The sequence below is a fragment of the Collinsella aerofaciens genome, from assembly GCF_001405375.1.
GTDB lineage: Bacteria > Actinomycetota > Coriobacteriia > Coriobacteriales > Coriobacteriaceae > Collinsella > Collinsella aerofaciens_F.
This window is the reverse complement of the sequence record NZ_CYYP01000001.1, coordinates 100383-125453: the sequence shown is the minus strand read 5'-3', so window position 1 is coordinate 125453 and position 25071 is coordinate 100383. Positions and strand designations below refer to the sequence as shown.

Sequence of the window (25071 nt, the reverse complement as noted above, 5' to 3'; positions counted from 1 at the left end):
GACAAAATGACCTATGGCTCTTTGTCCCGCCCGTTTTATACGTCGACTAGCTATTAAACCCATTGAACTTGAGATAGCTCATCAAGTACGCCTTCGAAACAAAGGACGATACGGCACTGCGCACAAGCAGCGACTCGCGTGTGACCTGATGCGCCGTATCGGGAACCGGCGTCTGCTCGATAGAAAACGCGGCGCGAATCGATGCCTCAAGCTGGTCGATCACATAATCGAAGGCAGTCGGGGCATCGTAGCTCAAACGCTGAATGTTAAAGAGTGCCTGCACCGCAGCAATAGGTAGCACCTGCTTAAAGATGCAGATAGCGATCAGGCGGGCAATCTGCTCGCGACCATACTGCTTTTTGACCGGAGCAGGCACCAGGCCGACCTTCACGTAGTTATTGATCATCGATGGCGTAATGATAGGCTGCTCAACGCAAATAGACAGCGGCTCCATCCACAGCGCAACATACTCAATAACCTGGTCGCGGTAGAGTGTCACATTTGGCAACTGGTTATAGCGCGGCAGACTCAACATATTGAGTTTGCGCACGATATCGGACTGAATAAATGCATCGGGCAGCACAGTGGGTTGAATATCCTCAGGCTTAATGCTGACCGATGTATCGGACATCGGGATAACGCGTTTGGCGTGGTTCATAAGGATCCTCCGTTCATTAGCTATATTGTATTCTAGGTTATCTAGTTTTGCATACCATATAGCCGGCAAGTAAAAGTGGTTGGACAGCACATTGATACACCGCCCAACCACTTCGTTTAAAGATAGCAACCTTACATAAGATATATTATCGTACTTATCCACGAAGAAATGCGTATGCGCTGGTTGCCGCTATGGCTCCATCAGAAACGGCGGTCACAACTTGGCGTAAACGCTTGGAACGGATGTCGCCAGCTGCGAATAAACCGGGCGTACGGGTGGCCATCGAATCGTCGGTAACAATGCCGCCGTCGGGAGCCAGATCGACGAGATGCTCAACAAGCTCGGTATGTGGCTGCGTCCCCGTAAAGACAAAAATGCCAAATGTGCCAGGTTCAAAGGACTCAGTGTGCATTTCACCAGTCGCATTGTTCTTGAACGTGATTGTCGTGGGCATCGCTTCACCAGAAAGCTCAACAATACTAGTTTGGTACCTAACTGAAATATTGTCCTTAGCAAGCACCTTATTCACAACGCCCTCGGGTGCACGGAACTGATCGCGACACAGCACGATGGTCACGCTGCTGGCAATGTCGGACAGGAACAGTGCCTCCTCGCATGCCGAATTGCCGCCTCCGATAACAAAGACCTGCTTGCCACGGAAGAACATGCCGTCACACGTCGCGCAATACGAAACGCCACGACCGCGATACGTGTCCTCGCCAATAAAACCCGCAGGACGCGGCGTGGCGCCCATGCACGCAATGACGCTCTTGGCCGCTGTGTCGCCCATATCATGATGGATGGTAAATTGAGCCGCATCGGCATCGTAATCGACGCCTGTCACCATACTCCATTTAACCTGGGCCCCCAGGCCTTCAGCATGCTGTTGGAACCGCTCACCAAGTTCGGCGCCGCTCAGCAGTGGAATACCAGGATAATTCTCAATCTCGTTGGATGTAGCAATCTGTCCGCCAGACATACCCTGCTCAAGGACAGTCGTCGTTAGGTTGGAGCGCGCCGCATAAATGGCCGCAGCATAGCCCGCGGGGCCGCCGCCGATAATCGCAACATCGATTGTCTGATCGGTAATCATGAAGAGTCCTCTCGTCGAAACGTTGTCGTTCTTTGCGCTCATACCCAAATTTACGTGAACGTGACACTCATGCACTACAATGATAAATCCGTGTTACAACGTCGAAGGGGAGTTATCGATGGATCAGACGCAGACGAGCGACGACGCTCCCCTGATCACGCACAGCACTCCCCAATCGGAGCAAACCACGCTCTTGGCTCAGCAAAAACCCCTCGTGACCATCGTGCATGCCTCGGTCGGCTCGGGCCACAAGGCCGCCGCAAATGCGATTGCGCAGGCATTCGACCTCGTCCGCGGCACCAATGGCGTCCCCGAGGATGTTGAGATTGAAGTGCTCGATATCCTTGATTTTGGACGTATTAAATTCGACGGCAATAAGACCGCGGCTTCTTTTACGGGAGCCACGCGCCCCATTTACGACCTGACCTGGCGATATACGCTTACGGGGCATCTTCTCTGGGGTGGCGGCACGGCATGGTCGCGAATTATGTTCCCCGCCTTCAACGAATATATTCGTAGTCGAAGGCCAATAGCCGTGGTCGCAACGCACATCACGGCAGCCAATGTTGCCGTTGGCGCCCGCGTAATTACGGGTATCGATTATCCGGTCATCTGCGTACCGACCGACTACGAAGTCGAGGGCTGGTGGCCCCACAAGGACACCGATCTATACTGTGTTGCCAACGAATTCATGGCTGAAACGCTGCGTCCGCGCAAGGTGCCCGAGGCAAAGATTCGCATTACCGGCATCCCTATTCGCGCCGGATTCGACACGAATTACGATCGCGAGGAAGAGCTAACCAAGTTCAACCTCCCCACCGACAAGACCGTCGTGCTGGTAATGGCCGGCGCCAGCTTGCCCCAGCCTTACGTCCGCTTTCGCGCGGCGATGGACCACACACTCCCCTTCCTGCGCAGCTTCGAAGACATGCACTTTGTCTTTTTGCCCGGCAAAGACGTGGAGTATGCCACCCGGCTGAAGACGCTCTTCGATGCCATGAAGCTCGAGAACGTCACGGTGTTGGACTATGTCGACGACATGGCGGCCCTCATGCACGGCTGCGACTTGGCAATCCTCAAATCGGGCGGACTCACGGTCACCGAGTGCCTCTGCGCGCATCTGCCGATGATCCTGCTGGGCAAGTCATATGGCCAGGAAAAGGCCAACACCACCATGCTCACCGGCATGGGCGCCAGCATGCACGTCACCACGGCACGAGAGCTCATCGTAACCCTGCGCCACCTGCACGACCATCCGGAGTCGCTCAAAGCCCTACTCATCAACGGCGAAGTACTACGCCGTCCCCACGCAGCCGAAGACATCGCCGTCGCCACCATGGAACTCGTAGGCAAACCCCAGAAAAGAAAACGCGCATTCTGCCGCTTCTACTGGGGCGGAAAACCCGCGCATATCCGCTAGCGTCTTAATGTTCGCTTGCCTGTGGGAGGCCCCTATATATCATCCCGTGCTCAAACATTCTCGCTTCGCTGCGAAACTGCGCGCGGGACGATATATAGGGGCCTCCCACAGGCAAGCTGCGTTAACGTACTTGCAGCTATACCAGATTCCCCACCATCAGAATCTGCAAAGGCAAAACCAAAAATATAAATATAGTAAGCCGATGCGAGAAAGGAGGTTTTCCTTTATCGCATCGGCTTACTAGAAAGAAAGGCTTTAATTTTTCAAGCGAGTAACCGCCCGCCCGTCTCTCACACATATCGTTCCACGCGCAGTTTCGCAGCGAGCGAAGCGACGCGAGAATGTTTGAGCATGGAATGATATGTGTGAGAGACGGGCGGGAGGGATACGAGCGCCCCCGCGAGAATGTTTGAGCACGGGATGATATATAGGCGGGTCGGGCCGGTCAGCGGACAGTACGTAAACGACTAAGCGACGCCGCTAGAACCGAAACCGCCGGCTCCTCGGTCGGTTTTATCTAGTTCTTCTACTTCTACGAGGTTGACCGTGGGGACTTCTTGGATGACGAGCTGGGCGATGCGGTCGCCTTTGTTGATTTGGATGTTGTTCGTGGGGTCTAGGTTGATGAGGATGACTTTGAGCTCTCCTCGGTAGTGGGCGTCGATGAGGCCAGGAGTGTTGACTATGGACAGGCCTTGCTTAATGGCCAGGCCGCTGCGGGGCTGGACGAAGCCGGCGTAGCCGTCGGGCAGGGCGACGGCTAGGCCCGTGGAGACCAGGCGACGCTCAAAAGGCTTGAGGGTGCAATCCTCGTTGGCTCGGAGGTCAAGACCGGCATCCGTGGGATGGGCGTATTTGGGAAGCTCGACGGTTGGGTCGAGACGCTTAATGTTAACGGTAATGTTGGACATGAAATCACCTTAGCTTGTCGAGCTCTTGCAGAAACTCATCGACGTCTTTGAAATCGCGATAGACCGAGGCAAAGCGGATGTAGGCCACTTTATCGATCTTGGCCAACCGCTTAAGAACCATATCGCCCAGCTCATGGGACGTAACAGCCGTGAGCGTACGGGAACGAAGCTCAACCTCAATATCGTCAATGATCTCGTTGAGCTTTTTAGTGTCGATATCTCGCTTGATCGTGGCGCGCATCAAACCGACCAGCAGCTTATTGCGATCGAACCGTTGCTTGGATCCGTCTGACTTAATGACCTCGATAGGGTCTTCACAACGCTCAAATGTCGTAAAGCGATAATTGCATGAGCAGCATTCGCGACGGCGCTTGATGGTGTTATTTGATTCCTGCATGCGGGAATCAACGACGCGGGTATGTGCCTTGCCGCATTTGGGACAGCGCATGGTACCTCCTCTAAAACGATTACAAGGGTACCATGCGACGGTACTTAAATCTTATGAACGTGCGGGAACTTTAAGATGCGCACCGGCATCGAGCGAGCCATGCTCCAGGTGATTGACGTTGCGGATCATATCAGAGGTCTCCTGCGTGGAAAGACCCTCAATCGGATGCTCCTGGGCTAGCGACCACAAGGAATCGCCAGACTGAACACGGACGGTCTCGTAGGTAACGTTGGATACCGACTCGGCATATGCGGCGTGACGAGCGCTGAAGATCGAGGTGGCAAGTACAAAGAAGAGCGTGAGCGCAACGGCTAGGGCGACAATCGTCGAAGCCTTTAGGGCAACGGGGGCCGAAGTCGTGGCGACGCACTGGCTGCGGACGGGCTTGCCAGGCAGTGTTTGGAAACCAGATCGGCCGCCTTTAACAACCGTGAAAGCCGGCGCGGCAGGCGTCTCGAGCTTAAGGGCGAGGTTTCCCTGGACCATATTCGTTGCGTTCATCATGTTCTCCTCTCGCGTGTTTTGCTGAGAACAGTTTTATCAAGCCGCGCGGACAAAAATGTCTAGCGCGAGAACGAATGTTCGGTTATTATTATCTTCGAACAGTTGTTCCTGTCAAGCAAAATTCGAACATTTGTTTGACATGGGTAGAGAGGATGCCCTGATGGCTCGCAAAATTACCAAGCGTCAGCAGCAAATTTACGACTTCATCAAGGAATATCAGCAGGAGAAGGGTTATCCGCCCAGCGTGCGCGAGATGGCTTCTGCCGTGGGCCTATCCTCTCCCAGCACCGTGCACGCCCATCTCTCTGCCCTGGAGGCGCGCGGGCTACTCAAGCGCGATGCCACCAAACCGCGCGCCCTGGAACTCTTTAACGAGGACGGTTCCTCTGTCTCAATTTCTAAATCTGACGAGCCCACCGCACCTCGCGGAACGGTCTCGCTACCGCTCGTTGGTCGCGTCGCGGCTGGGATTCCCATTCTGGCCGAGCAGAATATCGAAGACACTTTTACTATCCCGACCGAAATCGCCACTGATCAGGGTTCCTTTATCCTTGAGGTGCATGGGAGCTCAATGATCAATGTCGGCATCTTCAATGGCGATTACATCATCGTCCGTGAACAAAAGAGTGCCATGAACGGCGAAATTGTCGTGGCCATGATTGATGGTTCAGCGACCGTCAAGACGTTCTACAAGGAGCAGGGACGCGTACGCCTGCAGCCCGAGAATGACACCATGGAGCCTATCTATGCAACGAATCCCATCATCTTGGGCAAAGTCGTCGGCTTAATGCGCCGGTTCTCGTAATGCAAAAACGCATCACCATCTTTGATACCGTCCGCGGGTTTACGATGATTTCAATGGCAGGTTTTCACGCTTGCTACGATCTCGCCTACCTGTACGACTGGGATATGCCCTGGTTTACCCAGACCGTCTTTCAAGACATCTGGCGCGCCAGCATCAGCTGGGTATTTTTGTTTATCGCGGGTTGGATGTGCACCCTTTCGCGCAACAATATCAAACGTGCCGCCAAATACGCCTTAGCAGCACTCGTCGTCTGGCTGGCAACAACACTTGTCTCAGTCGACGATTCGGTTAATTTTGGCATCATCTACTGCATGGCCGCATGTACCGGCATCGTGGCGTTGACCGATCCCGTCCTTAAGAAGATATCGGCGAGATGGGGTATGTCGCTATGCCTTGTGTTGTTCGCCCTCACCTGGAGTATCCCCAAAACGATCTACCCTGTCCCCTACCTGGCGTGGCTGGGATTTCCGAGCCTTGGGTTTGTTTCAGGTGATTACTACCCCATCATCCCGTTTATCTTTATGTATCTTGCAGGATACTTCGCCGCACATATAGCGCAGGGAATCGATAAGACCGCCCTAAGCTGGGCCTACGCCAACCCCCTGCCGGCGCTCGCCAGCCTTGGACGCCATGCACTCCCCTTTTATCTGCTGCATCAACCCATTATTCTGGGCTTTTTGGAGCTCGTCTACTCGGTGCGATAACGCTTGAGCCGCGGCGCGATACGGGCCGGCAGCTTCGCCACAATACGAACGCCGTCCTCAAGATATTCCTCGTGCAAAAGGGTTCCCTGCTCATGCACCAGCGTGATGAGGGCGCCCTCGCGATACGGGATATCAGCAGAGAGCAACACATCGGTAGCAGCCGCCTCACGAGCAATACGGTCGACGAAATCGTCGAGTCCCTCGCCCGTCTGGGCCGAGAACAGCACGGCCTCGGGATAGCGACGACGGAAGCTCAGACGATCAACGCTATCGAGAAGATCGATTTTATTGAATACGGTCAGCGTTAAACGCTCTCCAGCGCCGATCTCATCAAGAACGCGGTCGACAGCCTCAAGCTGCCGCTCATAGTCCTCGTCAGACGCATCTACGACTTTGAGAATTAGATCGGCACCCAACACCTCGGACAGCGTCGATTTAAAGGCATCGACCAGACCATGCGGCAGCTTTTGAATAAAGCCGACGGTATCAGTAATCGTCATGCCGCGACCGCCGGGCAGGCGATACGAACGCGTCGTCGGGTCGAGCGTAGCAAACAGCTTGTCCTGCGAAAGTACCGTAGAGCCGGTCAGGCGATTGAGCAACGTCGATTTACCGGCATTGGTATAACCGGCTAACGCGACGCGAAACGCCGGTGACTCAATGCGGCTCTTGGACTGGACATCGCGATGCTGTTCAACCTGCTTGAGCTCACGACGAAGCGCGGCAATCTTATTGCGAATCAAGCGACGGTCAACCTCGAGCTGGCTTTCACCCTGGCCAAAGCGCGAACCGATGCCGCCGCGCGTCTGCTCCTTGGCAAGATGGCTCCACATGCCACGCAGACGAGGCAACAGATATTGAAGCTGCGCCAGCTGCACCTGTAGACGACCCTCGCGCGTCTGGGCATGCAGGCCGAAAATATCAAGAATGAGCGCCGTGCGATCGATGATCTTAACCGGTTCGCCCACGGCCTTCTCCAGATAGGACTGCTGTGAAGGCGTCAGATCGTCGTCAAAAATAACGACATCGGCATCCATGCGATGCACTAAGCCGCACAGCTCTTCAACCTTGCCGGAACCGATAAACGATTTAGGATAGGGTTTAACCAGTCGCTGCGACAAACGAGCAACACACCGGGCGCCAGCCGTGTGCGCCAGGCGCTCAAGCTCATCGAGCGAGCGATCGAGCGGCCACGCATTGTCGCGCCACTCGACGCCGACAAGAATGGCACGCTCAGGCTCGGGTGCTGTGGGAACGAGGGGAAACCGGGCCATCAGGCAGCCTCGATGCGATGCAAGATATCCTCAACGACCTCATCGACCGTATATTCGTCCATATCGAACCACACAATACGATCGTCGCGCTTAAACCACGAAAGCTGACGCTTGGCATAGCGACGCGAACGCATCTTAATGAGTTCACGAGCCTCATCCATAGTCATCACACCGTTAAAAGCATCAATGATTTCTTTGTAGCCAATCGCCTGCATCGAAGTGAGCGCATCTTCAAGCCCCTGGTCCATAAGGCCACGGACCTCATCAACAAGACCCTGCTCAAACATGAGGTCAACGCGCAGGTTAATGCGCTCGTAAAGCAGCTCACGATTGCGTGTCAAGCCAAACCACAAGGCATGATAATGCTCACATGGAACACTAAACTGTGACTTTTGCTGTGCGTAGGAAACGCCGTCATCATGCATTTCGAGCGCACGAATCACGCGGCGCACATTATGAGGATGAATGACCGCGGCAGACTCAGGATCGCGCTCGGCAAGCAGCTTATGCAGCGCTTCCTCACCAATGCGCTCGGCAAGTTCCTGATAACCCGCACGGCGATCGTCCTCAAGTTCTCCCGAGGGAAAATCCATCTCATCGAGGGCGGCCTTGAGATACAGGCCCGTACCCCCGCAAAACACCGGAAGACGTCCAGACCCGAGCAGGCGCTCAACATGCGCGCGAGCGTCTGCCTGGTAAAGCGCCGCAGAGTACGCGACGCCCGGCTCTACGATGTCAACGAGACGCAGAGGCGCCGTACACTCATCGGGCGTCATCTTTGCGGTGCCGATATCCATACCGCGATAGATTTGCATCGCATCGCACGACAGCACTTCAGACGAAAGGCGAGCGGCCAAACGGTCAGCGACGTCACTTTTACCAACCGCCGTCGGACCGACGATCGCAACGGCGGAAAGACCTGCCCCGGGAGAAATCATTAGCGCGGCTCACCCACAACGGAGCCTGACAAATACCACGTCTTAGCAACGTCGACGTCAACATCAACGATCTTACCGACAAGCTGGTCGATGCTATATCCCTCGGGAATGGGCGCATGAACGGTCTGATTCTTGGGGCTCTTGCCCAGCAGCACCGCATCGTTCTTTTTACTCGTACCCTCAATGAGCGCCGGCACCACGGTATGGAGCTCACCCTGGTTGTACTCGTGCGCTGTCGTCTCGATAACCTTGACCAGACGGTTAAAGCGCTCAAGGATGACCTCGTGCGGTGTGGGATCATCAATCTCGGCGGCCGGGGTACCAGCGCGCTTGGAGTAGATGAAGGTATAGGCCTGGGCATAGCGGACCGTCTCGGCAAGCGAGAGCGTCTGCTCAAAGTCTTCTTCAGTCTCGCCTGGGAAGCCAACGATAATGTCGGTCGAGAGCGCGATATCGGGCATACGGTTGCGAATGCGATCGACCAGGCCCAAATAGTCCTCACGTGTATAACGGCGATTCATCTCTTTGAGGATCCGCGTCGAACCTGACTGGACGGCCAAGTGCAGCTGCGGCATAACGGCAGGCGTCTCGGCCATGGCGTCGATGGTCTCGGGCAACAGGTCCTTGGGATGCGAAGACGTAAAGAAGATGCGCTCCACACCCGTATCGCCCACGGCACGCAGCAGATCGGCAAAACGCGGCTTGCCAAACAGATCGCGACCATATGAGTTAACGTTTTGGCCCAGCAGCGTAATCTCACGCACGCCCTGGCGCACCAAACCGGTCACCTCGTCGACAATCTCCTCGAAGGGGCGACTTTTTTCGCGACCGCGCACGTACGGCACGATGCAATAGGTGCAGAAATTATTGCAGCCTGTCATGATGGGCACCCAGGCGTGATACTGGGTCTCGCGATGCCACGGCATGCTCATGGCATCCGTATCCTCATGCTCATTGGTGCGGATATGACGCTTACCATCAAGGAACGCCTCGGCAATGAGCTCGGCCACATGTGCGATGGAATGCGTGCCAAAGATGACATTGACGTTATCGACGTTGGTGAGCAGGCCCTCTCCATCACGCTGCGCGATGCAGCCGCCCACGGCAACCACACGCTTGCCCGAAGGCGAAGGCGGCAGGCTTTTGCAGGAATTGCACTGACCGTACAGGCGAGTATCGGCGGCCTCACGCACACAGCATGTCATGAAGACAACGATATCGGCATGCTCGGGATCGAGCGCCATGAGGCAGCCATACGAATCAAGCAGACCGCTCACGCGCTCGGAGTCGTGCTGATTCATCTGGCAGCCAAAGGTGCGGATAAAGTAGGTTTTACCGGCAAGAATATCGCGTACGGAACGCTGGTCCATGTGCATAAGTCCTAACGATGGGAGGGAGGCGAATCGAGGCAAGCAGAAGCTATGCCACAGGCTTAACATCATCCATGACGACGTTATCCATTGCAGCTCGATTGATCTGGTGAACGTAGATAGAAAGGCGGATGGCCGTGCGCGATTCCCCGTTAATGAGGATGTCGGAGAACACGGGCGCGCAGGAAATATCAAAACCGGTTGGAATCAAAAAACCGCGTGCGATAGCCACGGCCTTAATGGCCTGGTTGACGGCACCGGCGCCGACACACTGGATGTTGACGGGTACACCATCCTTGACCATGCCGGCGATGGCGCCGGCAACGGACGCGGGCGATGATTTGCTTGATACCTTCAGGCAATCCATGAAGAAACTCCTGCGTTTAAAAGTACGTTTTAACTGCAATAACTTTATCGTACCGAGTGGACTCGGTAAAGGCACTATTCCTCTTTGGCAAGATCGAAGGTCACGGTGATTCGATCACGCGAAACGCGAATCTTTGGGTCGCCGCAAAGGTTGAGATAGTACCGGGCGGCAAGGTCATTAAAGTCGCGCTCCACAGCACGCGAAAACTGTGCCATGTCATCCTTGGCAATACGCAGCCCACGACGATCCTTCGCGAGATCGACAGGAGCCGGCGCATGCGAAGACGAATCACGCTCGCGCAGCAGACGCGCAGTCACACCGCGAACGGGCTTAATCTGCCCTGCCAAAATGCGATGTGCCGTGCGCTCGGACATCTCAAGACCCAAACCCGAGCAGATACGGATAAAGTCCTCGGCATCAGAGGCAAGGCCTAAACGATCGACAACCGGAAGCTCGCTCTCGTCATCAATAAACAGGAGACGAGACGTATCGAGCCGACTTGACGCCTGAGCATAAAGGGTCGCGGCAATCTCAGACGGAGAACCAAGATAGACATCGCAACCACGCAGCTCCTCGAGCGCAAACTCACAAGCAGCGCGAATAATATTATGCGGGCCGCGAGCACAGACATAACGTCCGTCCTCATCCTTGACGGCCTGGGGCCAGCTGGACTGATCGGCACGCTCGCTGAGGCGGTCGGCTGCAACGCTCACCTTAAAGGCTGAACCAAGATCGACGCCGGACGTGACCACACGGGCCTCGTCGGTGTTCTGCTTGATCGAAAACAATGCCATGCCACGACCGTGAACGCCCCAACGGTCCATCTTCATGCTCTCGAGCTTTGAGGTAACGCGAGCATCGAAGATTCGCTCTTGCATATCCTGCGGAACACCCGAGCCGTTATCCAGAAAGACAAGCGTGCGGACGCCATCTTCCTTGGTCGTGGCGAGATAGACCTTGTCGGCGCCGGCATCGCGAGCATTACGGAGCATTTCGATGACGATATCCTCGACATGCTGAATGTCGTGCTTCGCCTGGCGCCGCTCGGCCTCCGAAACGCGGAGGCGGACATACCCCTCGCCAAGGTTCTCCTCGACGCGAAGGTTGCCCTCCCCCGACATCGACGCGATAAATGAGATGAGCTCGTTCGCGTCGCTCATGTTATTTAGCGATATCGACAGCACGGCTCTCGCGAATCACGACGACGCGCACCTGACCGGGATACTCCATCTCTTCCTCGATCTGATGGGCGATATCGTGAGCCAGAACCGTGGACTGGGCATCGGAGATCTTGTCAGGCTGAACCATGACGTGGACCTCGCGACCAGCCTGCATGGCATAGGTACGCTCGACGCCGTCATGGGAGTTGGCGATCTCCTCGAGCTTCTCGAGACGCTTGATGTAGTTCTCGGCCGATTCGCGACGAGCACCGGGGCGAGAAGCAGAGACGGCATCAGCGGCCTGTACCAGGACATCGAGCACCGTGTTGGGGTCAACATCGGCGTGGTGAGCCTCGATAGCGTGGACGATAACGGGCTTCTCGCCATAACGGCGGGCAAGCTCGGCGCCGATGACGGCATGCGGGCCCTCGACGTCGTGGTCGATTGCCTTGCCCAGGTCATGAAGCAGGCCGGCGCGCTTGGCGGTCACAACGTCCAGGCCAAGCTCGGAAGCCATCACGCCGCAGAGATCAGAGACCTCGAGGGAGTGCTGAAGCACGTTCTGACCAAACGAGGTACGGTAGCGCAAGGCACCAAGGGTCTTGACGATCTCGGGGTGCAGGTCGTGGATGCCGGTATCGAAGGCAGCCTGCTCGCCAGCCTCGCGCACGCGCTGCTGAACCAGGTCGGCAGCCTTGTGATACATCTCCTCGATGCGGGCAGGGTGAATGCGGCCGTCGGCGATGAGGTTCTCGAGGGCGACACGGGCGGTCTCACGACGGACCGGGTCGAAGCTCGAAAGAACGACGGTCTCGGGCGTGTCGTCGATCACGAGGTTGACGCCGGAAACCTGCTCGAAGGTGCGGATGTTGCGACCCTCGCGACCGATGATACGGCCCTTGAGGTCATCAGAGGGAATGTGCACGGAGGTAACGGTGACCTCGGCAGTGTGGTCGGCAGCGCAGCGCTGAATCGCCAGGGAAAGAATCTCCTGGGCGGTCTTGTGGCACTCGGCGCGAACCTGCTGCTCGGACTCGCGAATGATCATGGCGGCCTCGTGGGTGACCTCGCCGCGAACCTTATCGAGGAGCTCCTTGTGGGCATCCTCGCGGGTAAGGTCGGCGATACGCTCGAGCTCGGAGGTCTGCTTTGCGCAGAGCTCCTCGAGCTCGCGAGAGCGCTTCTCGACCTGACCGGCCTGGCTGGACAGCTGATGCTCGCGCTTGTCGAGAGCGTCGTTGCGGCGATCAAGGGATTCCTCGCGCTGCATCACGCGATTCTCGAGCGTACGAATCTCGTTCTTACGCTGCTTGTCCTCGGCCTCGGCGGCCTGCTTGTTCTTGATGATCTCCTCTTTAGCCTCGAGCAGAGCCTCTTTTTTGAGGGTCTCGGCCTGACGCTTTGCATCACCGATCAGGGACTCAGCCTGTGCGTGTGCCGACTGGATCTTTTCGTCGGCCTCGTGAAGACTACCCTGCTTGGCGGTGCGCATGTAGGCGATGGCGGCGATGGCACCCAAAACGATGCCAACGAGCGCTACGATGATAGGCATGCTCACTCCTTTTTATGGATTCGTTACACAACAAAGCGAACCGTCCTTACGAACGGCTCGCGACATTTGAGTAATATGGGCGCAGCTTATGCGGGTCGGATACAGATAAACATATAAACAAACTCATCACAGATGAGCACATATCACAAAGCAAATGACAGTGTTTATCGTACGTTGAACCACAACAACTGTCAAATAAATGGCCCCAGCACGGCGGCTAAAACGCGGTGAACGGCAGGACCACAAAACGCATACGCCTAAACCGCACATTCCTCGCGTTCGGCATCGAGACGTGCCTTAACGGCATCGGCGGCGATGTGATACGAGAAGCCCTTGCCCATCAAAAACCGAACCAGTTTTTCGAATCCGCGCGTCTCTGGAACACGCCGCTTGGCGAGCAGAGCTGACGCACGCTCCAAATCGTCTTCGACGGCAAAATAATCCTCGGGATAACCGGGAATGTCATCGAGCACGACATGACGGCGCTTGAGCTCGGTCTCGATTTTGCGCTGTCCCCAACCGCGCCGCTTGCGCTCCTCGATAAAGTACGAGCAAAAGCGGCTCTCGTCTAAAAAGCGATACTCGGTGGCGCGCTCGACGGCGAAATCGATCGCAGGCTGGTGAAAGCCGTAGCGAGCCAGCTTGTCACGGACCTCACCCGTCGCATGGTCGCGGCGCGATAACATCTCGGTCACCATGGTAAGTGCACATTTACGCTCGATGAGCTGCACCGCCTCACGAAAGTTGTCCCAATCGCAGGGAAGATCGGGGCGGTTTTTGACATACAGCCGCGCGACCCGCACGGGAATCCAAATGGACCGCTCAAAACCGCCCTCAAGCTCACAATCGATATGTGCGCAAGGCTTTTTGGACGCATATCCGCTCGAGAACGAGGAGGCCGCCTTCTTATCGGGATAGACGACCGTGGCCTCGGTCACCGTATACGACATGAGCGTAACCGCTACTCGTCGTCATCATCGAGCATGGCGGAACCATCGATAGCGTAAAGCTCGTCAAACTCCTCAGGCGCAGGCTGATCGGTCAGCTCGACCTCGGAAGGAGCATCGTCATCAAACTCAAGCCCGCAGGCAAGGCGGACCTTATGCTCAATCTCGTCAGCGCAATCGGGGTGTTCGCGCAGGAACGCCTTGGCGGCCTCGCGACCGTTGCCGAGCTTGTCCTCGCCATAGGCAAACCAGGAGCCCATCTTCTTGCAGATGCCGCACTCGACAGCCATGTCCAGAATCGAGCCCTCCTTAGAGATGCCCGTACCGTACATGATGTCGAACTCAGCAGAACGGAACGGAGCTGCCACCTTGTTCTTAACGACCTTGGCGCGCACGCGGTTACCGATAACCTCGTCCTTAAGCTTAATGCTGTCGATACGGCGAATGTCGATACGCACCGAAGAGAAGAACTTAAGGGCGCGGCCGCCCGTCGTAGTCTCGGGGTTGCCGAACATGACGCCGATCTTCTCACGCAGCTGGTTAATGAAGATGCACGTCGTGTTGGACTTAGACAGCGAGCCGGCGAGCTTGCGGAGCGCCTGGCTCATCAGGCGAGCCTGAAGACCGACCGTAGTGTCGCCGATCTCTCCCTCGATCTCGGCACGCGGGGTCAGCGCGGCGACGGAGTCGACGACGATGGCATCGATGGCGCCGGAACGCACGAGCATGTCAACAATCTCAAGCGCCTGCTCGCCCGTATCGGGCTGGGAAATGAGCACCTCGTCGATATCCACGCCGATGCGCGCGGCATACGTGGGATCAAGCGCGTGCTCGGCATCGATAAATGCCACAACGCCGCCCATAGCCTGGGCCTCGGCCAAGATCTCGAGCGAAAGCGTCGTCTTACCGGAGGACTCAGGACCGTAAATCTCGACGATACGGCCGCGCGGCACGCCGCCGATACCCAGCGCGGCATCGAGGGCCAGGGCGCCCGTGGGAATGGCCTCGACCTCGAGCTCGGGGCCACCGTCGCCGTACCTCATGATGGAACCCTGGCCGAATTTCTTCTCGATCTCGGCCTTGGTGGTGGCGATCATCTCATCGCGCTCTTTACCCGTCGTGCGAGCATGAACGGTACGTACGGGACCTGAATTCTTGGCCATGAATAGCCCTCCTCTTAACAACCTGCATCGATAATAAACGAACGGCTGTTCGTGGTCAACCGTTCAGATAAATCATATGCAGCCGACCTTTCCAAAACCCAACCAAACGCCGACCAAACACTGACCAAATGCTTGACCACAAAGGACCAAAAATGAACAAGGCAGGCAAAAATACGTCTACAACCAGCACAAACGCCAAATTAGCCTAAGGTCCATATCTCCACAATTAAGGGGCCCGGAGGCCCCTTAAAACACGTCTATTCCATAGAATCGAGCACGCAGACAATGCGACCCAATGCCTCCGTGACCGCATGGGCACGAACACACGAACGGTCGCCCTCATAGTGGCAGCGCACAGAGTCAACGACCGGCACTCCCCCATCGGCGGAACGATACGCCCAGCCAATATAAAAAGTGCCAGCCGGATCGTCCTCGGTCCCTCCACCGGGACCGGCATAGCCAGTCGCGCTCACGGCAATATCGCTCTGATACAGCTCCAGCGAACCGGCAGCCATCTCGCGCGCCGTCTGATACGACACCGCAGTGTAGCGGTCGAGCGTCTCTTGCTCAACGCCGAGCACGCGATGCTTAATCTCGTCGCAGTACGTCACCGCACCACCGCGCAGCACCGCCGAGGCACCAGGGATATCGGCGATCGTCGAGGCGATCATGCCAGCCGTCAGAGATTCAGCCGTCGAAACCGTCACATCACGAAAGCTTGCACGCTCGACAATATCACGCGCCAGCTCCTCGTTATGTGCGGAAATCTGCTCAAAAGAGTCCGTCATACCCACCAGGACCTAGACCGAAAAGACGATCTTGCGGCAGTTCCAGAAGTACTGGGCGCCCGAGATAACGGTCAGGACAACGGCAACGGCGTACAGGAAGCGCGACACCGAGTAGATGCCGAGCGTCAGCGCCACCGGGCCAAGGTGCAAGCCGGCCATAGCAAAAACGCACAGGTAACCGCAGATGGAGACCATCGTGGTTGCCGTCTTGTACTTGCCGAGCTTATCGGCCGCAACGACCACACCGGCCGCACTCGCGACCATGCGAAGGGCGCTCACCAGAAGCTCACGGAACAGGATAATGAACACGGACCACACGGTCACCGCGCCAAAATCCAAGAACAGCAGCAGGGCCGAGAACACGAGCAGCTTATCGGCGATGGGGTCCAAGAATTTACCGAAGTCGGTGATCTCGTTGCGCGAACGCGCCAGATAACCGTCGACCTTATCGGTGCACGACAGGATCACATACAGAATGAAGGCAGCGGCGGCGAGCGGGCCGTCGAAGGTGCTCCAATCCGTACCGGCAACACTCGTGTGAGAAAGCGCCGACACGATCATGAACACCGGGATAAAGACGATGCGAACGCACGTCACGATGTTGGCGGGCGTCCAGACACTCGTCAGTTCCTTATTGCTCTCGTTAGCCACGACGCTCTCCTACTCCACAACATGACCGATAAGCTCATAGCAGAAGCTATCGGTAAACTCGACGGTCAGAATATCGCCCACGGACGCCTCGCTGGCGTCCAGATGCACCGCGCCATCGGAATCGGGCGCCTGGAACCAGGCATGGCCGATCAGCTCGGCGCCATCCTCGGTCTCTTCGATACCGTCGACGATCACCTGGGCGCGCTCGCCCACATGTGCGGCAGTGGCGGCAAAACCGAGCGACTCGGCCAGGTCCATGGCCTCCTGGGCGCGCTCGAGCTTGACCTCTTCGTCGACCTGACCCTCCATCTTAGCGGCCAGGCTGCCCTCCTCCTGCGAGTAGGCAAAGACGCTCGTGTAGTCAAAGCCGACGGTGTCCATAAAGTCGATAAGGTCGCGGAACTCGTCGTCGGTCTCGGTCGGGAAGCCGACCATGGCCGTGGAACGGATCACGATGCCGGGGATACGCTCACGCAGATCGCGGAACAGGTCCTCGAGCTCCTGGCGCGAACCAGAACGGCGCATAGCCTTGAGGATGCGCGCGTCGCAGTGCTGCACGGGGATATCGATATAGGGCAGCACCTCGGGCGTATCGCGAATCGTCTCGATGAGTTCGTCAGTCATGCCCTCGGGCTGCAGATAGAGCACGCGGACCCAGACGTTGTGCGGGCGCACGGCCTCGGCGACGGCACGCAGCAGCTGCGCCAGATTGCGCGGCAAGCCCTCGGCGACGTCCTCGTCAGCAAAGTCGGTACCCCAAATACCCGTGTCCTGGCCAATCAGCACGATCTCACGCACACCGCCGGCAACCAGGTCGCGCACCTCGGAGATAATGCTCTCGGCATTGCGCGAGTGATAGCGGCCGCGGATGTAGGGAATCATGCAGAAGCTGCAGAAGCGGTTGCAGCCATCGGAAATCTTGACGTAGGCGACAGCGCCCTCGACGGTACGTTTGACCTGCGGGATATAGGCTGCAATCTCACGCTCGACACCCAACACGCCATCGATGACCGCCACGATGCCGTCCTCCTCGTCAGCCTTCACAAAGGCAGCGACCTCGGGCAGCTCATCAGGCAGGTCGTCGCCATAGCGCGACGGCACGCAGCCGCACATGACGATGGGGCAAGAACGAACGCCGTCCTGAACCTCGTTGGCGAGCTCGAGCGTGGTCTCGATGCTCTCGGACGTTGCGGAGGCGAGGAACGAGCATGTATTGACGATGGCGATATCGGCATCCTGCGGGTCGAATGCCTCTTCGTAGCCTGCGGCGGTCAAAAGAGAACGCATGCGGTCGGTGTCAACCTCGTTCTTAGCGCACCCGAGGGTGATATAGAGCACGGAGCCCAACGGTGTATCCATGTTGGAGAGCGGTCCTTTCGAATGATATTAGCGGTAGTTGGTGAACTGCAGCGGCTGACCGTAGTCCTGGTCGCGCAGAAACTGGATCACGGTCTGCAACGCGTCCTTCGAAGCAGAGGAAACACGCAGCTTGTCGGCCTCGATGGTCACCTTGACCTTGAGCTTTTGGTCCTTGATGTCCTTGTTGATCTTCTTGGCGGTCGCCTGGTCGATACCCTCGACGATATGGCCGAGCACGCGCACGGTGCCGCCCGACGCCGCCTGCGGAGCATCCCACGAGACAGCCTTGAGGTCGATACCGCGCTTGATGAGCTTGGAGCTCAGCACGTCGATAATCTGCTTGGAGACAAAGTCTGCCGGGGCGTTGATCGTAAAGAGCTTGTCGCCCTTCGAAAGCTCGATCGTGGCACCGGAATCCTTAAGGTCATAGCGCTGGGAAATCTCGCGCGTGGTCTGCTGAAAGGCGTTATCGACCTCTTGCATGTTGACCTCGGACACGACGTCGAAGCTGGAATCTTTAGCCATGATGTTTCCTTTCGCGTACGAGCGGCCTAGTAGCTATCGTACGAATTGTCGGTAGAATCGGTGGGTGTCTGACCGTCAGTTGCGGTATCGGCGCCATCCGTGGACTGGGCATCGGTACCGTCGGTGGTATCGGTACCATCGGTGGTGTCGGTACCATCAGAACTTTCACCATTCTCGGAATCAGACGTCTCCTTCTTGGGAACGGTGATCGTCACACGCGCCACGCCCGAGGTCTTGGTATCGTAACGAACCTTTTCACCGTTCTTGGTAACGGTGACATCGGAAGGCTTGGACGTGGTGATCTCGATCGAAGACTCGGGCGTGTACTCCTGCTCAAAGGGGCCAGTCGCCTGGGCGCCATAGACCGACTTGCCGTCAACCTTGACCTCAATCCACGCGGTCTTTCCCTTGGCAACGGAGACTTTGACCTTCGTGACCTCGTTCTCTTCCTTCTTGGCCGTCGTCTTGGTAGCGTCCGAATCAGTCGACTCATCCGTCGCCTCATCGGTGTCATCGTCCTCGTCGACCGTTTCGGTCTTCTTAGAAGACTTCTTGGTCGTCATCTTGGTAGCAGTGGGCGTCTCGGGCGTGTTCTCGGGCGCCGAAGATGCGCAGCCACGCAGAAGCACCACGATGAGCACAATCAACAGCAGCACAACGGCACCGATGCCGGCGTAGACGATACGCGGATCGAGCCCGTTGTTTTGAGGAGTACGTGATCCGCCGCGTCCACGACCGGAACTGCTGCGGCCGCCTCCCTGAGGCATACGACCGCGATTGCTATCGGAACGGCCGCGATAGCCGCCCTGGCCCTGAAGGCTGCGCTGACCCGAGCGGGGCGCAAGCTCACCGCGGCCTTGATAGCCACGCTGGCCCGAACGCGAAGCCGAAGAGCGCTGGCCATACGGCTGTGATTGAGAGCGAAGACGCGGCGTCACCTGCGTGGTATCGGCATCCGCATAGCCACCGCGAGAGCGTCCCATAGAGGCACCACGGTAACCGCGATCGGAATAGCCGCCGTCGCCGTAGCCGGCACGAGGGTCACGCGCCACGCCGCGGGCAGCGGGAAGTGCACGGTCCTCGGGCATCGGCGTACTGCGGAACCGGTCACGCTGTGAGCGAATCTCCTCGCCCGAACCCGTCTCGGTAATATAACCGGCCTGCTGAGGACGCTGTCCATAGCGGGTCGAACGACCGCCCTGAACCATCAGGAAGCGCCCGTTATCGACCGAGGAACGCGAATTGACGTAGCCGGCGGCGTCCTGAAAACGACCGCCCTGCTGGGACGTCTCGCGTTCGTATGCCATCAGGTCGTCAAAGTAGGCATTGACGACCTCGCGCGGATTGAGGCCCAAAAAGCGAGCATAGCTCGAAATCATGCCCTGCGCATAGCCGCGCGGCGGCATCGAGGCAAAGTTACCGGTCTCGAAAAACTCGATGATCTGCGGCCTGATTTTGATGGTGTTGGCGACCTGCTGAATGGAAAGGCCCATTCGGCGACGCTGCTCGAGCAGCATGTCACCAAAGCGTGCAGCCATCAGAATCCTCCAAACTCACGATCTTCACGTGCCATCTCGGCGTCGACAGATTCCAGCGCGGCAAGCCCCTCCTCGTCCAACAGGACCTCGCGCGGCTTGGAACCGTCGGGCGGGCCGACGACACCCTTTTCTTCCAGCATGTCCATAATACGCCCGGCACGCGCATAGCCAACCTTCAGACGACGTTGCAGGCCAGATGTGGAGCCAAGCTGCGATTCCACCACAATATGGGCGGCTTCCCAAATGAGCGGATCATCGTCTTGCGGCTCGGCTACTCCGGTGCGGACAATACCGCCGCCACCCGCCATGGACATGGAAGCGGGCGCCACGGCAGACAGAATCTCCTCGTGGTAGTCGGGCTCGCTCTGCGACTTGACGAACTCGACAATCTCGTTGATCTCATCATCCGAAACAAAGCATCCCTGAATACGGCGAGGCTTGCCCCAGTCGACCTTGGAGAACAGCATGTCGCCCAAACCGGTAAGCTTTTCGGCACCCATCTGGTCGATGATGACGCGCGAGTCGATACCCGTGGCGACGTTAAAGGCGATGCGGTTGGTGATGTTGGCCTTGATAAGGCCCGTCACCACGTTGGAGCTGGGGCGCTGCGTGGCCACGATAAGATGAATACCGGCGGCACGGCCCAGCTGGGCGATACGCACAATCGACGCCTCGACGTCCTTGCCGGCAACCATCATCAGGTCCGAAAGCTCGTCAATAATGATGACCAGGTAGGGCATCTTTTGCGGCGGGTTGTCGTAATGCTCAAACTCGCCGGCGGCCTGCTTTTCGTTGTAGGTCGAGATCTTACGCACGTTAAGGCGCTCGAAGACCTTCAGGCGACGCTCCATCTCGGACACGGCCCATTGCAGAGCGCTCGCGGCCTGCTTGGGTTCGGTAACGACCGGTACATAAAGATGCGGCAGCCCGTTATAGCCCGCAAGCTCGACGCGCTTGGGGTCGACCATGATCAAGCGAACGTCCTCGGGAAGCGCGCGCATGAGCAGGGTCGTGATGATGGAGTTGATCATCACCGACTTACCGGAACCAGTGGTACCGGCGATCAGCAGGTGGGGCATCTTGGCAAGGTCGGCGACGACCGGCGTGCCCTCGGCATCGCGCCCGATTGCGAGCTCGAGCGGACCGCCCTTCACATAGGGCAGCACGTCGCCCAGGTTGACGTTCTGGCGCTTGCGATTGGGGATCTCGATGCCCACGAGCGAGGTGCCGGGGATCGGGGCAAAGATACGCACCGACTGGGCAGCGAGCGAAAGCGCGATATCGTCCTCGAGGCTCGAGATCTTGCTCACGCGCTCGCCCTCGCCAGGTTGCAGCTTAAAGGTCGTCACCGTGGGGCCGGCGATCCAGCCGACCACGCGGGCACTGCGGCCAAACTCAAGCAACGTGGACTGAAGCGACTCGGCAGTCTGTTCCAGCTCCTTGTCAGAAGACGCGGAGGACGCCGACTGCGGGTTGGCATGCAGGATTTCGAGTGGCGGAAGCTTAAGGCCATCCTCTTCTTCGCCCTCGTTATCTGCGGCGCCGCCGTCCGCTCCCCCATCCCTAGCCGCAGCCGATCCGACAGCACTCGAGGCAGGCGCATCGGCAACCTTGGGATGCTTCAAGAAGTCGGGAATCTGAGGTGCTGCCGAGACAGGATTCACGGCAAACGGCGGCTCGGACTCGTCAATCTTATCGGGGTCATCTTCCATCGAAAGCTGGCCGGTTACCTGTTCGCGCTTGGCATGGCGACTCGGCAGCAAAGTTGTCTTTGCGGTCTCAATCGGCGCCTCGTCGTCCTCGTCATCGCCCTCAGTGAGCTCAATCTCGCTATCGGACCAAGACGGGTCGGGCTCACTCGTATTGAGCTTAGGCGCAGCCTTGCCCTTCTTGGCATGGCGGCGCGGCAGCAGCGTCGTCTTAGCGCGCTCGGCCTCCACGGAATCGGATACGTCGACAAACGGATCCTCGTCCTCGTCGTCATTGTCCAAAACCGGGTCCACATCGTTGCCCATGACCGTGGTCACTGCAGCATCGGAGCCCTTTTGACGAAGAATGCTCAGGTGCGGACGGGCAACGCCGGGCACCGACAGGGCTTCGTCGTCACCCCACGGACTCGCGTTAACATCGGCACGACGGCGCTCGGCAAAATCGGCCGCACGGTCGCGAGCAGAGCGCAGCACGCCGCCAACCGAAAAGCCGATGATGACCAAGCCCACGACGACAAGGCCCAACAGGACTACCATCGCGATAGGCTTACCCAGGGCATTCTGCAGCGCACTCGCAATAAACGCACCGATGTAGCCACCCGAGGCGGACAAATTTTGCGGCGTGAACATAAGGTCACACGAGACACTCGTACCCGGCACCATCAGCGAAAGAATGGAAACGACGGCGATAAAGACCACGGCGCCGCCCGCAACAGAGCGCACGTTGAGCGGCGAGTCCTCGCCTAAAAAGAGTGTGGCGGCAAACAGCAAAATGACGATCGGCAGCACGTAGGCGCCCAGACCAAAGCCCAGGTGGTAGAAACCAGCAACCGCAGCCGTAACGGGTGCGGTCGCCGGCGAAATCACGGCAATGAAGGACGCAATCGCCAAAACGGCGATGACCACGCCGGCGATATCGCGGTTGGCCGAGGGCTCGACCAAGGGCTCAAAATCGTCGAAGTCGGCCTCGTGGCCCTTATTGGCACGCAGATGGGAACCGGCACCCTTAGCAGATGCCGGTTGGTTATTGGCCTTATTGCCTTTGGCGTTTTGTGCAGATCCGCGCGCCAAACTAAACCTCCATGACGACCGGGATGATCATCGGACGGGTGCGCGTACGGCTCCAAATAAAGTTGGAGAGCGAATCGCGCACGGCCTTGCGAATGGCATCGGAGCCGCTGCTCGTAAAGCTAAACTTGCCCTTCTCGATCGTCTTCATAATGGATGCGGAGGCATCCTCGGAGAACTGGTCGTCGATGGCAAACGAGACACCGCGGCCCGAGAACTCGATGGCCTCGATCTTCTTGTGCTTGAGCGAGACGATGGCAACGGCCGTGACCATACCGTCGTTGGCGAGCTTTTGGCGATCGCGCAAGACAATGGGGTCGGTATCGCCGATACGCAGGCCGTCGACGTAGACGACGCCGGACTCGACGGGTGTACCACGCTTGACGATACCACCGCGCATCTCGAGCGTGTCGCCGTTATCGAGGATAAAGATATGATCGTCCTTGATGCCCATCTTGCGGGCGAGCTGGGCATGAGCGCGCAGATGCACGGCCTCACCGTGAACCGGCATAAAGTACGTGGGTTTGGCCATGGCCATCAGGAGTTTGAGCTCCTCCTGGCTACCGTGACCGGAGACGTGGACGAGAGCGCGGTTCTTATCCCACACGTCGCAGCCGAGCTTGGCCAGGCTGTTGACGACCTGCTGGACGGCCTTCTCGTTGCCGGGAACGGGAGTTGCCGAGAGGATGACGGTATCGCCCTCGTGGATAGAGAGCGTCTTGTGCTCGCCATTGGCCATGCGGGACAGGGCCGACAGCGGCTCGCCCTGCGAACCGGTGCACATGACGACGATCTTGTCGTCGGGCAGGTTATCGATATCGAAGGCATCAATGATATCGGCATCGTCGATGTTGAGGTAGCCCAGCTCGCGCGCGACGCGGGTGTTGGTGAGCATGGAGCGACCGGTCACAACGACCTTACGGCCGCACTTGCGGGCGGCATCGCAGATCTGCTGCAAACGATGGATATGGCTCGAGAACGACGCGACGAACACGCGACCCGGGGCGTTCTTGATGGCGTGCAGCAGATTGGGACCAACCTCGGCCTCGGACTTGGTAAAGCCGGGAACCGTGGCATTGGTGGAGTCGGAAAGCAGCAGGTCGATGCCCTGCTTGGCAAAGCGGCTGATAGCGGCGTAGTCGGGCGTGACGCCGTCGATGGGCGTCTGGTCGAGCTTAAAGTCGCCGGTGTGCATAACGGTGCCCTGATTGGTGCGAATGAACACGCCCAGAGCGCCGGGGATGGAGTGCGTCATCGAGAAGAAGTCGAGCGAGATGCCACCCAGATTGACGTGGCTGCCGCCCTTGACCTCACGGAACTTGGGCGCGCGGATGCGGAACTCAGAAAGCTTGCCCTCGATAAAGCCAAGCGTCAGCTTGCTCGAGAAGATGGGCACCTTGTTGTTGAGGTCCTGCAGCAGATACGGAAGCGAACCGGTGTGGTCCTCGTGGCCGTGGGTGACGACGATACCGCGGAGCTTTTCCTCGTTCTCCAAAACATAGGTGTAGTCGGGAAGCACCAGGTCGATACCGGGCTGGGAGTCATCCGGGAACATGAGACCGGCGTCGACGAGCACCATGTCGTCGCCGCACTCGAAGACCGTCATGTTCTTGCCGATGCCGTCAAGGCCGCCGAGCGGAATGATCTTCAAAGGAGATGATTTTTTAGCTGCCATAGGTTAGTGTGGTTTCCTTTCTTCGAAACGGGTCTGGAACAACCGACGGGGCGCTTCTGGCAAACCGACCGCCGGGAACGTACAAGCATGCATCACAGAGTCGATGCAATAACCACAGCATCATACCCAATTGCCCATCAACAGACCACCCATGCATCAAAGCCCCATCTGAACCTGTGTATCCCACCGGTCTGGTCTCAGCGGCCCCGGCACGGGCTAAGTTTCCTGCTCTACAGTCCTGCTCACGACGGAGGCCACATTAAGTGGCCTCCTGTTCGTGCGGAACTCGCGATAAACTTAGCCCGTGCCGGGGCCGCTGAGACCAGACCTGCCAATAAGAGACAGGTTTATTTAGGTAGGTTTTATCAGGGGAAAACTGCTGCGTCTATCTACTGATCTGAAATCTGACTACTGAATAGACTGTCTAACTAAATAGCGAGCGGC

Annotated in this window: 23 protein-coding genes; 3 read left to right on the top strand and 20 right to left on the bottom strand. The window is 57.7% G+C overall.

Going from position 1 to position 25071, the window contains the following annotated elements:
• Nucleotides 1–46: 46 nt before the first annotated feature.
• Nucleotides 47–658, bottom strand: coding sequence for a DUF1836 domain-containing protein (locus ARB25_RS00605; RefSeq protein WP_172676296.1), 612 nt, complete (start codon nucleotides 656–658; stop codon nucleotides 47–49).
• A gap of 154 nt (nucleotides 659–812) precedes the next feature.
• A complete protein-coding gene (locus ARB25_RS00600) occupies nucleotides 813–1751 on the bottom strand; it encodes an NAD(P)/FAD-dependent oxidoreductase (RefSeq protein WP_055285170.1) in 939 nt (312 codons plus the stop codon).
• Nucleotides 1752–1869: 118 nt separating this feature from the next.
• On the opposite strand from ARB25_RS00600, the gene ARB25_RS00595 reads away from it, so the two are divergent.
• Entirely contained in the window at nucleotides 1870–3171 is a 1302-nt protein-coding gene (locus tag ARB25_RS00595) for an MGDG synthase family glycosyltransferase (protein ID WP_082421795.1), read from the top strand.
• 467 nt (nucleotides 3172–3638) lie between these two features.
• Here the strand turns inward: ARB25_RS00595 and dut are convergent, their stop codons facing one another.
• Genes dut through ARB25_RS00580 form a run of 3 tightly spaced genes read right to left on the bottom strand, consistent with a single transcriptional unit; the run spans nucleotide 3639 to nucleotide 5031 of the window.
• Nucleotides 3639–4082 (bottom strand): dUTP diphosphatase, encoded by a 444-nt coding sequence (gene dut, locus ARB25_RS00590; protein ID WP_055285169.1) that lies wholly within the window; start codon nucleotides 4080–4082, stop codon nucleotides 3639–3641.
• A 4-nt stretch (nucleotides 4083–4086) separates the two neighbouring features.
• Entirely contained in the window at nucleotides 4087–4530 is a 444-nt protein-coding gene (gene nrdR / locus ARB25_RS00585) for a transcriptional regulator NrdR (RefSeq protein ID WP_055285168.1), read from the bottom strand.
• A 51-nt stretch (nucleotides 4531–4581) separates the two neighbouring features.
• Nucleotides 4582–5031: a LysM peptidoglycan-binding domain-containing protein gene (locus tag ARB25_RS00580; protein WP_055285167.1), complete on the bottom strand. Its 450-nt coding sequence runs from the start codon at nucleotides 5029–5031 to the stop codon at nucleotides 4582–4584.
• A gap of 163 nt (nucleotides 5032–5194) precedes the next feature.
• Between ARB25_RS00580 and lexA the strand changes: the two genes are divergently transcribed.
• Together lexA and ARB25_RS00570 are read left to right on the top strand one after the other, a co-directional pair.
• Nucleotides 5195–5839: a transcriptional repressor LexA gene (lexA, locus tag ARB25_RS00575; RefSeq protein WP_035138488.1), complete on the top strand. Its 645-nt coding sequence runs from the start codon at nucleotides 5195–5197 to the stop codon at nucleotides 5837–5839.
• Nucleotides 5839–6543 (top strand): heparan-alpha-glucosaminide N-acetyltransferase, encoded by a 705-nt coding sequence (locus tag ARB25_RS00570; RefSeq protein WP_035138489.1) that lies wholly within the window; start codon nucleotides 5839–5841, stop codon nucleotides 6541–6543. Before lexA ends, ARB25_RS00570 begins: the two co-directional genes overlap by 1 nt.
• Here the strand turns inward: ARB25_RS00570 and hflX are convergent.
• The 15 genes from hflX to ARB25_RS00495 form a co-directional block, all read right to left on the bottom strand.
• A complete protein-coding gene (hflX, locus tag ARB25_RS00565) occupies nucleotides 6528–7817 on the bottom strand; it encodes a GTPase HflX (RefSeq protein ID WP_055285166.1) in 1290 nt (429 codons plus the stop codon). The genes ARB25_RS00570 and hflX overlap by 16 nt on opposite strands.
• The gene (miaA, locus tag ARB25_RS00560; protein ID WP_055285165.1) at nucleotides 7817–8755 is read right to left on the bottom strand and encodes a tRNA (adenosine(37)-N6)-dimethylallyltransferase MiaA; all 939 of its coding nucleotides are present in this window, start codon (nucleotides 8753–8755) and stop codon (nucleotides 7817–7819) included. The genes hflX and miaA overlap by 1 nt, the downstream gene beginning before the upstream one ends.
• The gene (miaB, locus tag ARB25_RS00555) at nucleotides 8755–10125 is read right to left on the bottom strand and encodes a tRNA (N6-isopentenyl adenosine(37)-C2)-methylthiotransferase MiaB (RefSeq protein ID WP_055285164.1); all 1371 of its coding nucleotides are present in this window, start codon (nucleotides 10123–10125) and stop codon (nucleotides 8755–8757) included. Before miaB ends, miaA begins: the two co-directional genes overlap by 1 nt.
• A 49-nt stretch (nucleotides 10126–10174) precedes the next feature.
• The gene (locus tag ARB25_RS00550) at nucleotides 10175–10492 is read right to left on the bottom strand and encodes a stage V sporulation protein S (protein WP_006235982.1); all 318 of its coding nucleotides are present in this window, start codon (nucleotides 10490–10492) and stop codon (nucleotides 10175–10177) included.
• Nucleotides 10493–10566: 74 nt separating this feature from the next.
• Nucleotides 10567–11652, bottom strand: a complete 1086-nt coding sequence (locus tag ARB25_RS00545; protein ID WP_006235981.1) for an ATP-binding protein — start codon at nucleotides 11650–11652, stop codon at nucleotides 10567–10569.
• Nucleotide 11653: 1 nt separating this feature from the next.
• The gene (gene rny, locus ARB25_RS00540) at nucleotides 11654–13204 is read right to left on the bottom strand and encodes a ribonuclease Y (RefSeq protein ID WP_055285163.1); all 1551 of its coding nucleotides are present in this window, start codon (nucleotides 13202–13204) and stop codon (nucleotides 11654–11656) included.
• Between the two features lie 257 nt (nucleotides 13205–13461).
• Nucleotides 13462–14154, bottom strand: coding sequence for a regulatory protein RecX (locus ARB25_RS00535; RefSeq protein WP_082421793.1), 693 nt, complete (start codon nucleotides 14152–14154; stop codon nucleotides 13462–13464).
• Nucleotides 14155–14165: 11 nt separating this feature from the next.
• Entirely contained in the window at nucleotides 14166–15314 is a 1149-nt protein-coding gene (gene recA / locus ARB25_RS00530; RefSeq protein ID WP_022094695.1) for a recombinase RecA, read from the bottom strand.
• A gap of 257 nt (nucleotides 15315–15571) precedes the next feature.
• The gene (locus tag ARB25_RS00525) at nucleotides 15572–16102 is read right to left on the bottom strand and encodes a CinA family protein (protein WP_055285162.1); all 531 of its coding nucleotides are present in this window, start codon (nucleotides 16100–16102) and stop codon (nucleotides 15572–15574) included.
• Between the two features lie 12 nt (nucleotides 16103–16114).
• Nucleotides 16115–16663 (bottom strand): CDP-diacylglycerol--glycerol-3-phosphate 3-phosphatidyltransferase, encoded by a 549-nt coding sequence (gene pgsA / locus ARB25_RS00520; protein ID WP_006235973.1) that lies wholly within the window; start codon nucleotides 16661–16663, stop codon nucleotides 16115–16117.
• Nucleotides 16664–16762: 99 nt separating this feature from the next.
• A complete protein-coding gene (gene rimO / locus ARB25_RS00515) occupies nucleotides 16763–18112 on the bottom strand; it encodes a 30S ribosomal protein S12 methylthiotransferase RimO (protein WP_055285161.1) in 1350 nt (449 codons plus the stop codon).
• Between the two features lie 27 nt (nucleotides 18113–18139).
• A complete protein-coding gene (locus ARB25_RS00510; RefSeq protein WP_022094699.1) occupies nucleotides 18140–18637 on the bottom strand; it encodes a YajQ family cyclic di-GMP-binding protein in 498 nt (165 codons plus the stop codon).
• A 26-nt stretch (nucleotides 18638–18663) separates the two neighbouring features.
• Nucleotides 18664–20175: a helix-turn-helix domain-containing protein gene (locus tag ARB25_RS00505; RefSeq protein WP_055285160.1), complete on the bottom strand. Its 1512-nt coding sequence runs from the start codon at nucleotides 20173–20175 to the stop codon at nucleotides 18664–18666.
• Complete coding sequence (locus tag ARB25_RS00500) at nucleotides 20175–22955, bottom strand: FtsK/SpoIIIE family DNA translocase (RefSeq protein WP_253276018.1); 2781 nt, start codon at nucleotides 22953–22955, stop codon at nucleotides 20175–20177. The genes ARB25_RS00505 and ARB25_RS00500 overlap by 1 nt, the downstream gene beginning before the upstream one ends.
• A gap of 1 nt (nucleotide 22956) precedes the next feature.
• Nucleotides 22957–24627, bottom strand: a complete 1671-nt coding sequence (locus tag ARB25_RS00495; protein WP_006235967.1) for a ribonuclease J — start codon at nucleotides 24625–24627, stop codon at nucleotides 22957–22959.
• Between the last annotated feature and the right edge of the window lie 444 nt (nucleotides 24628–25071).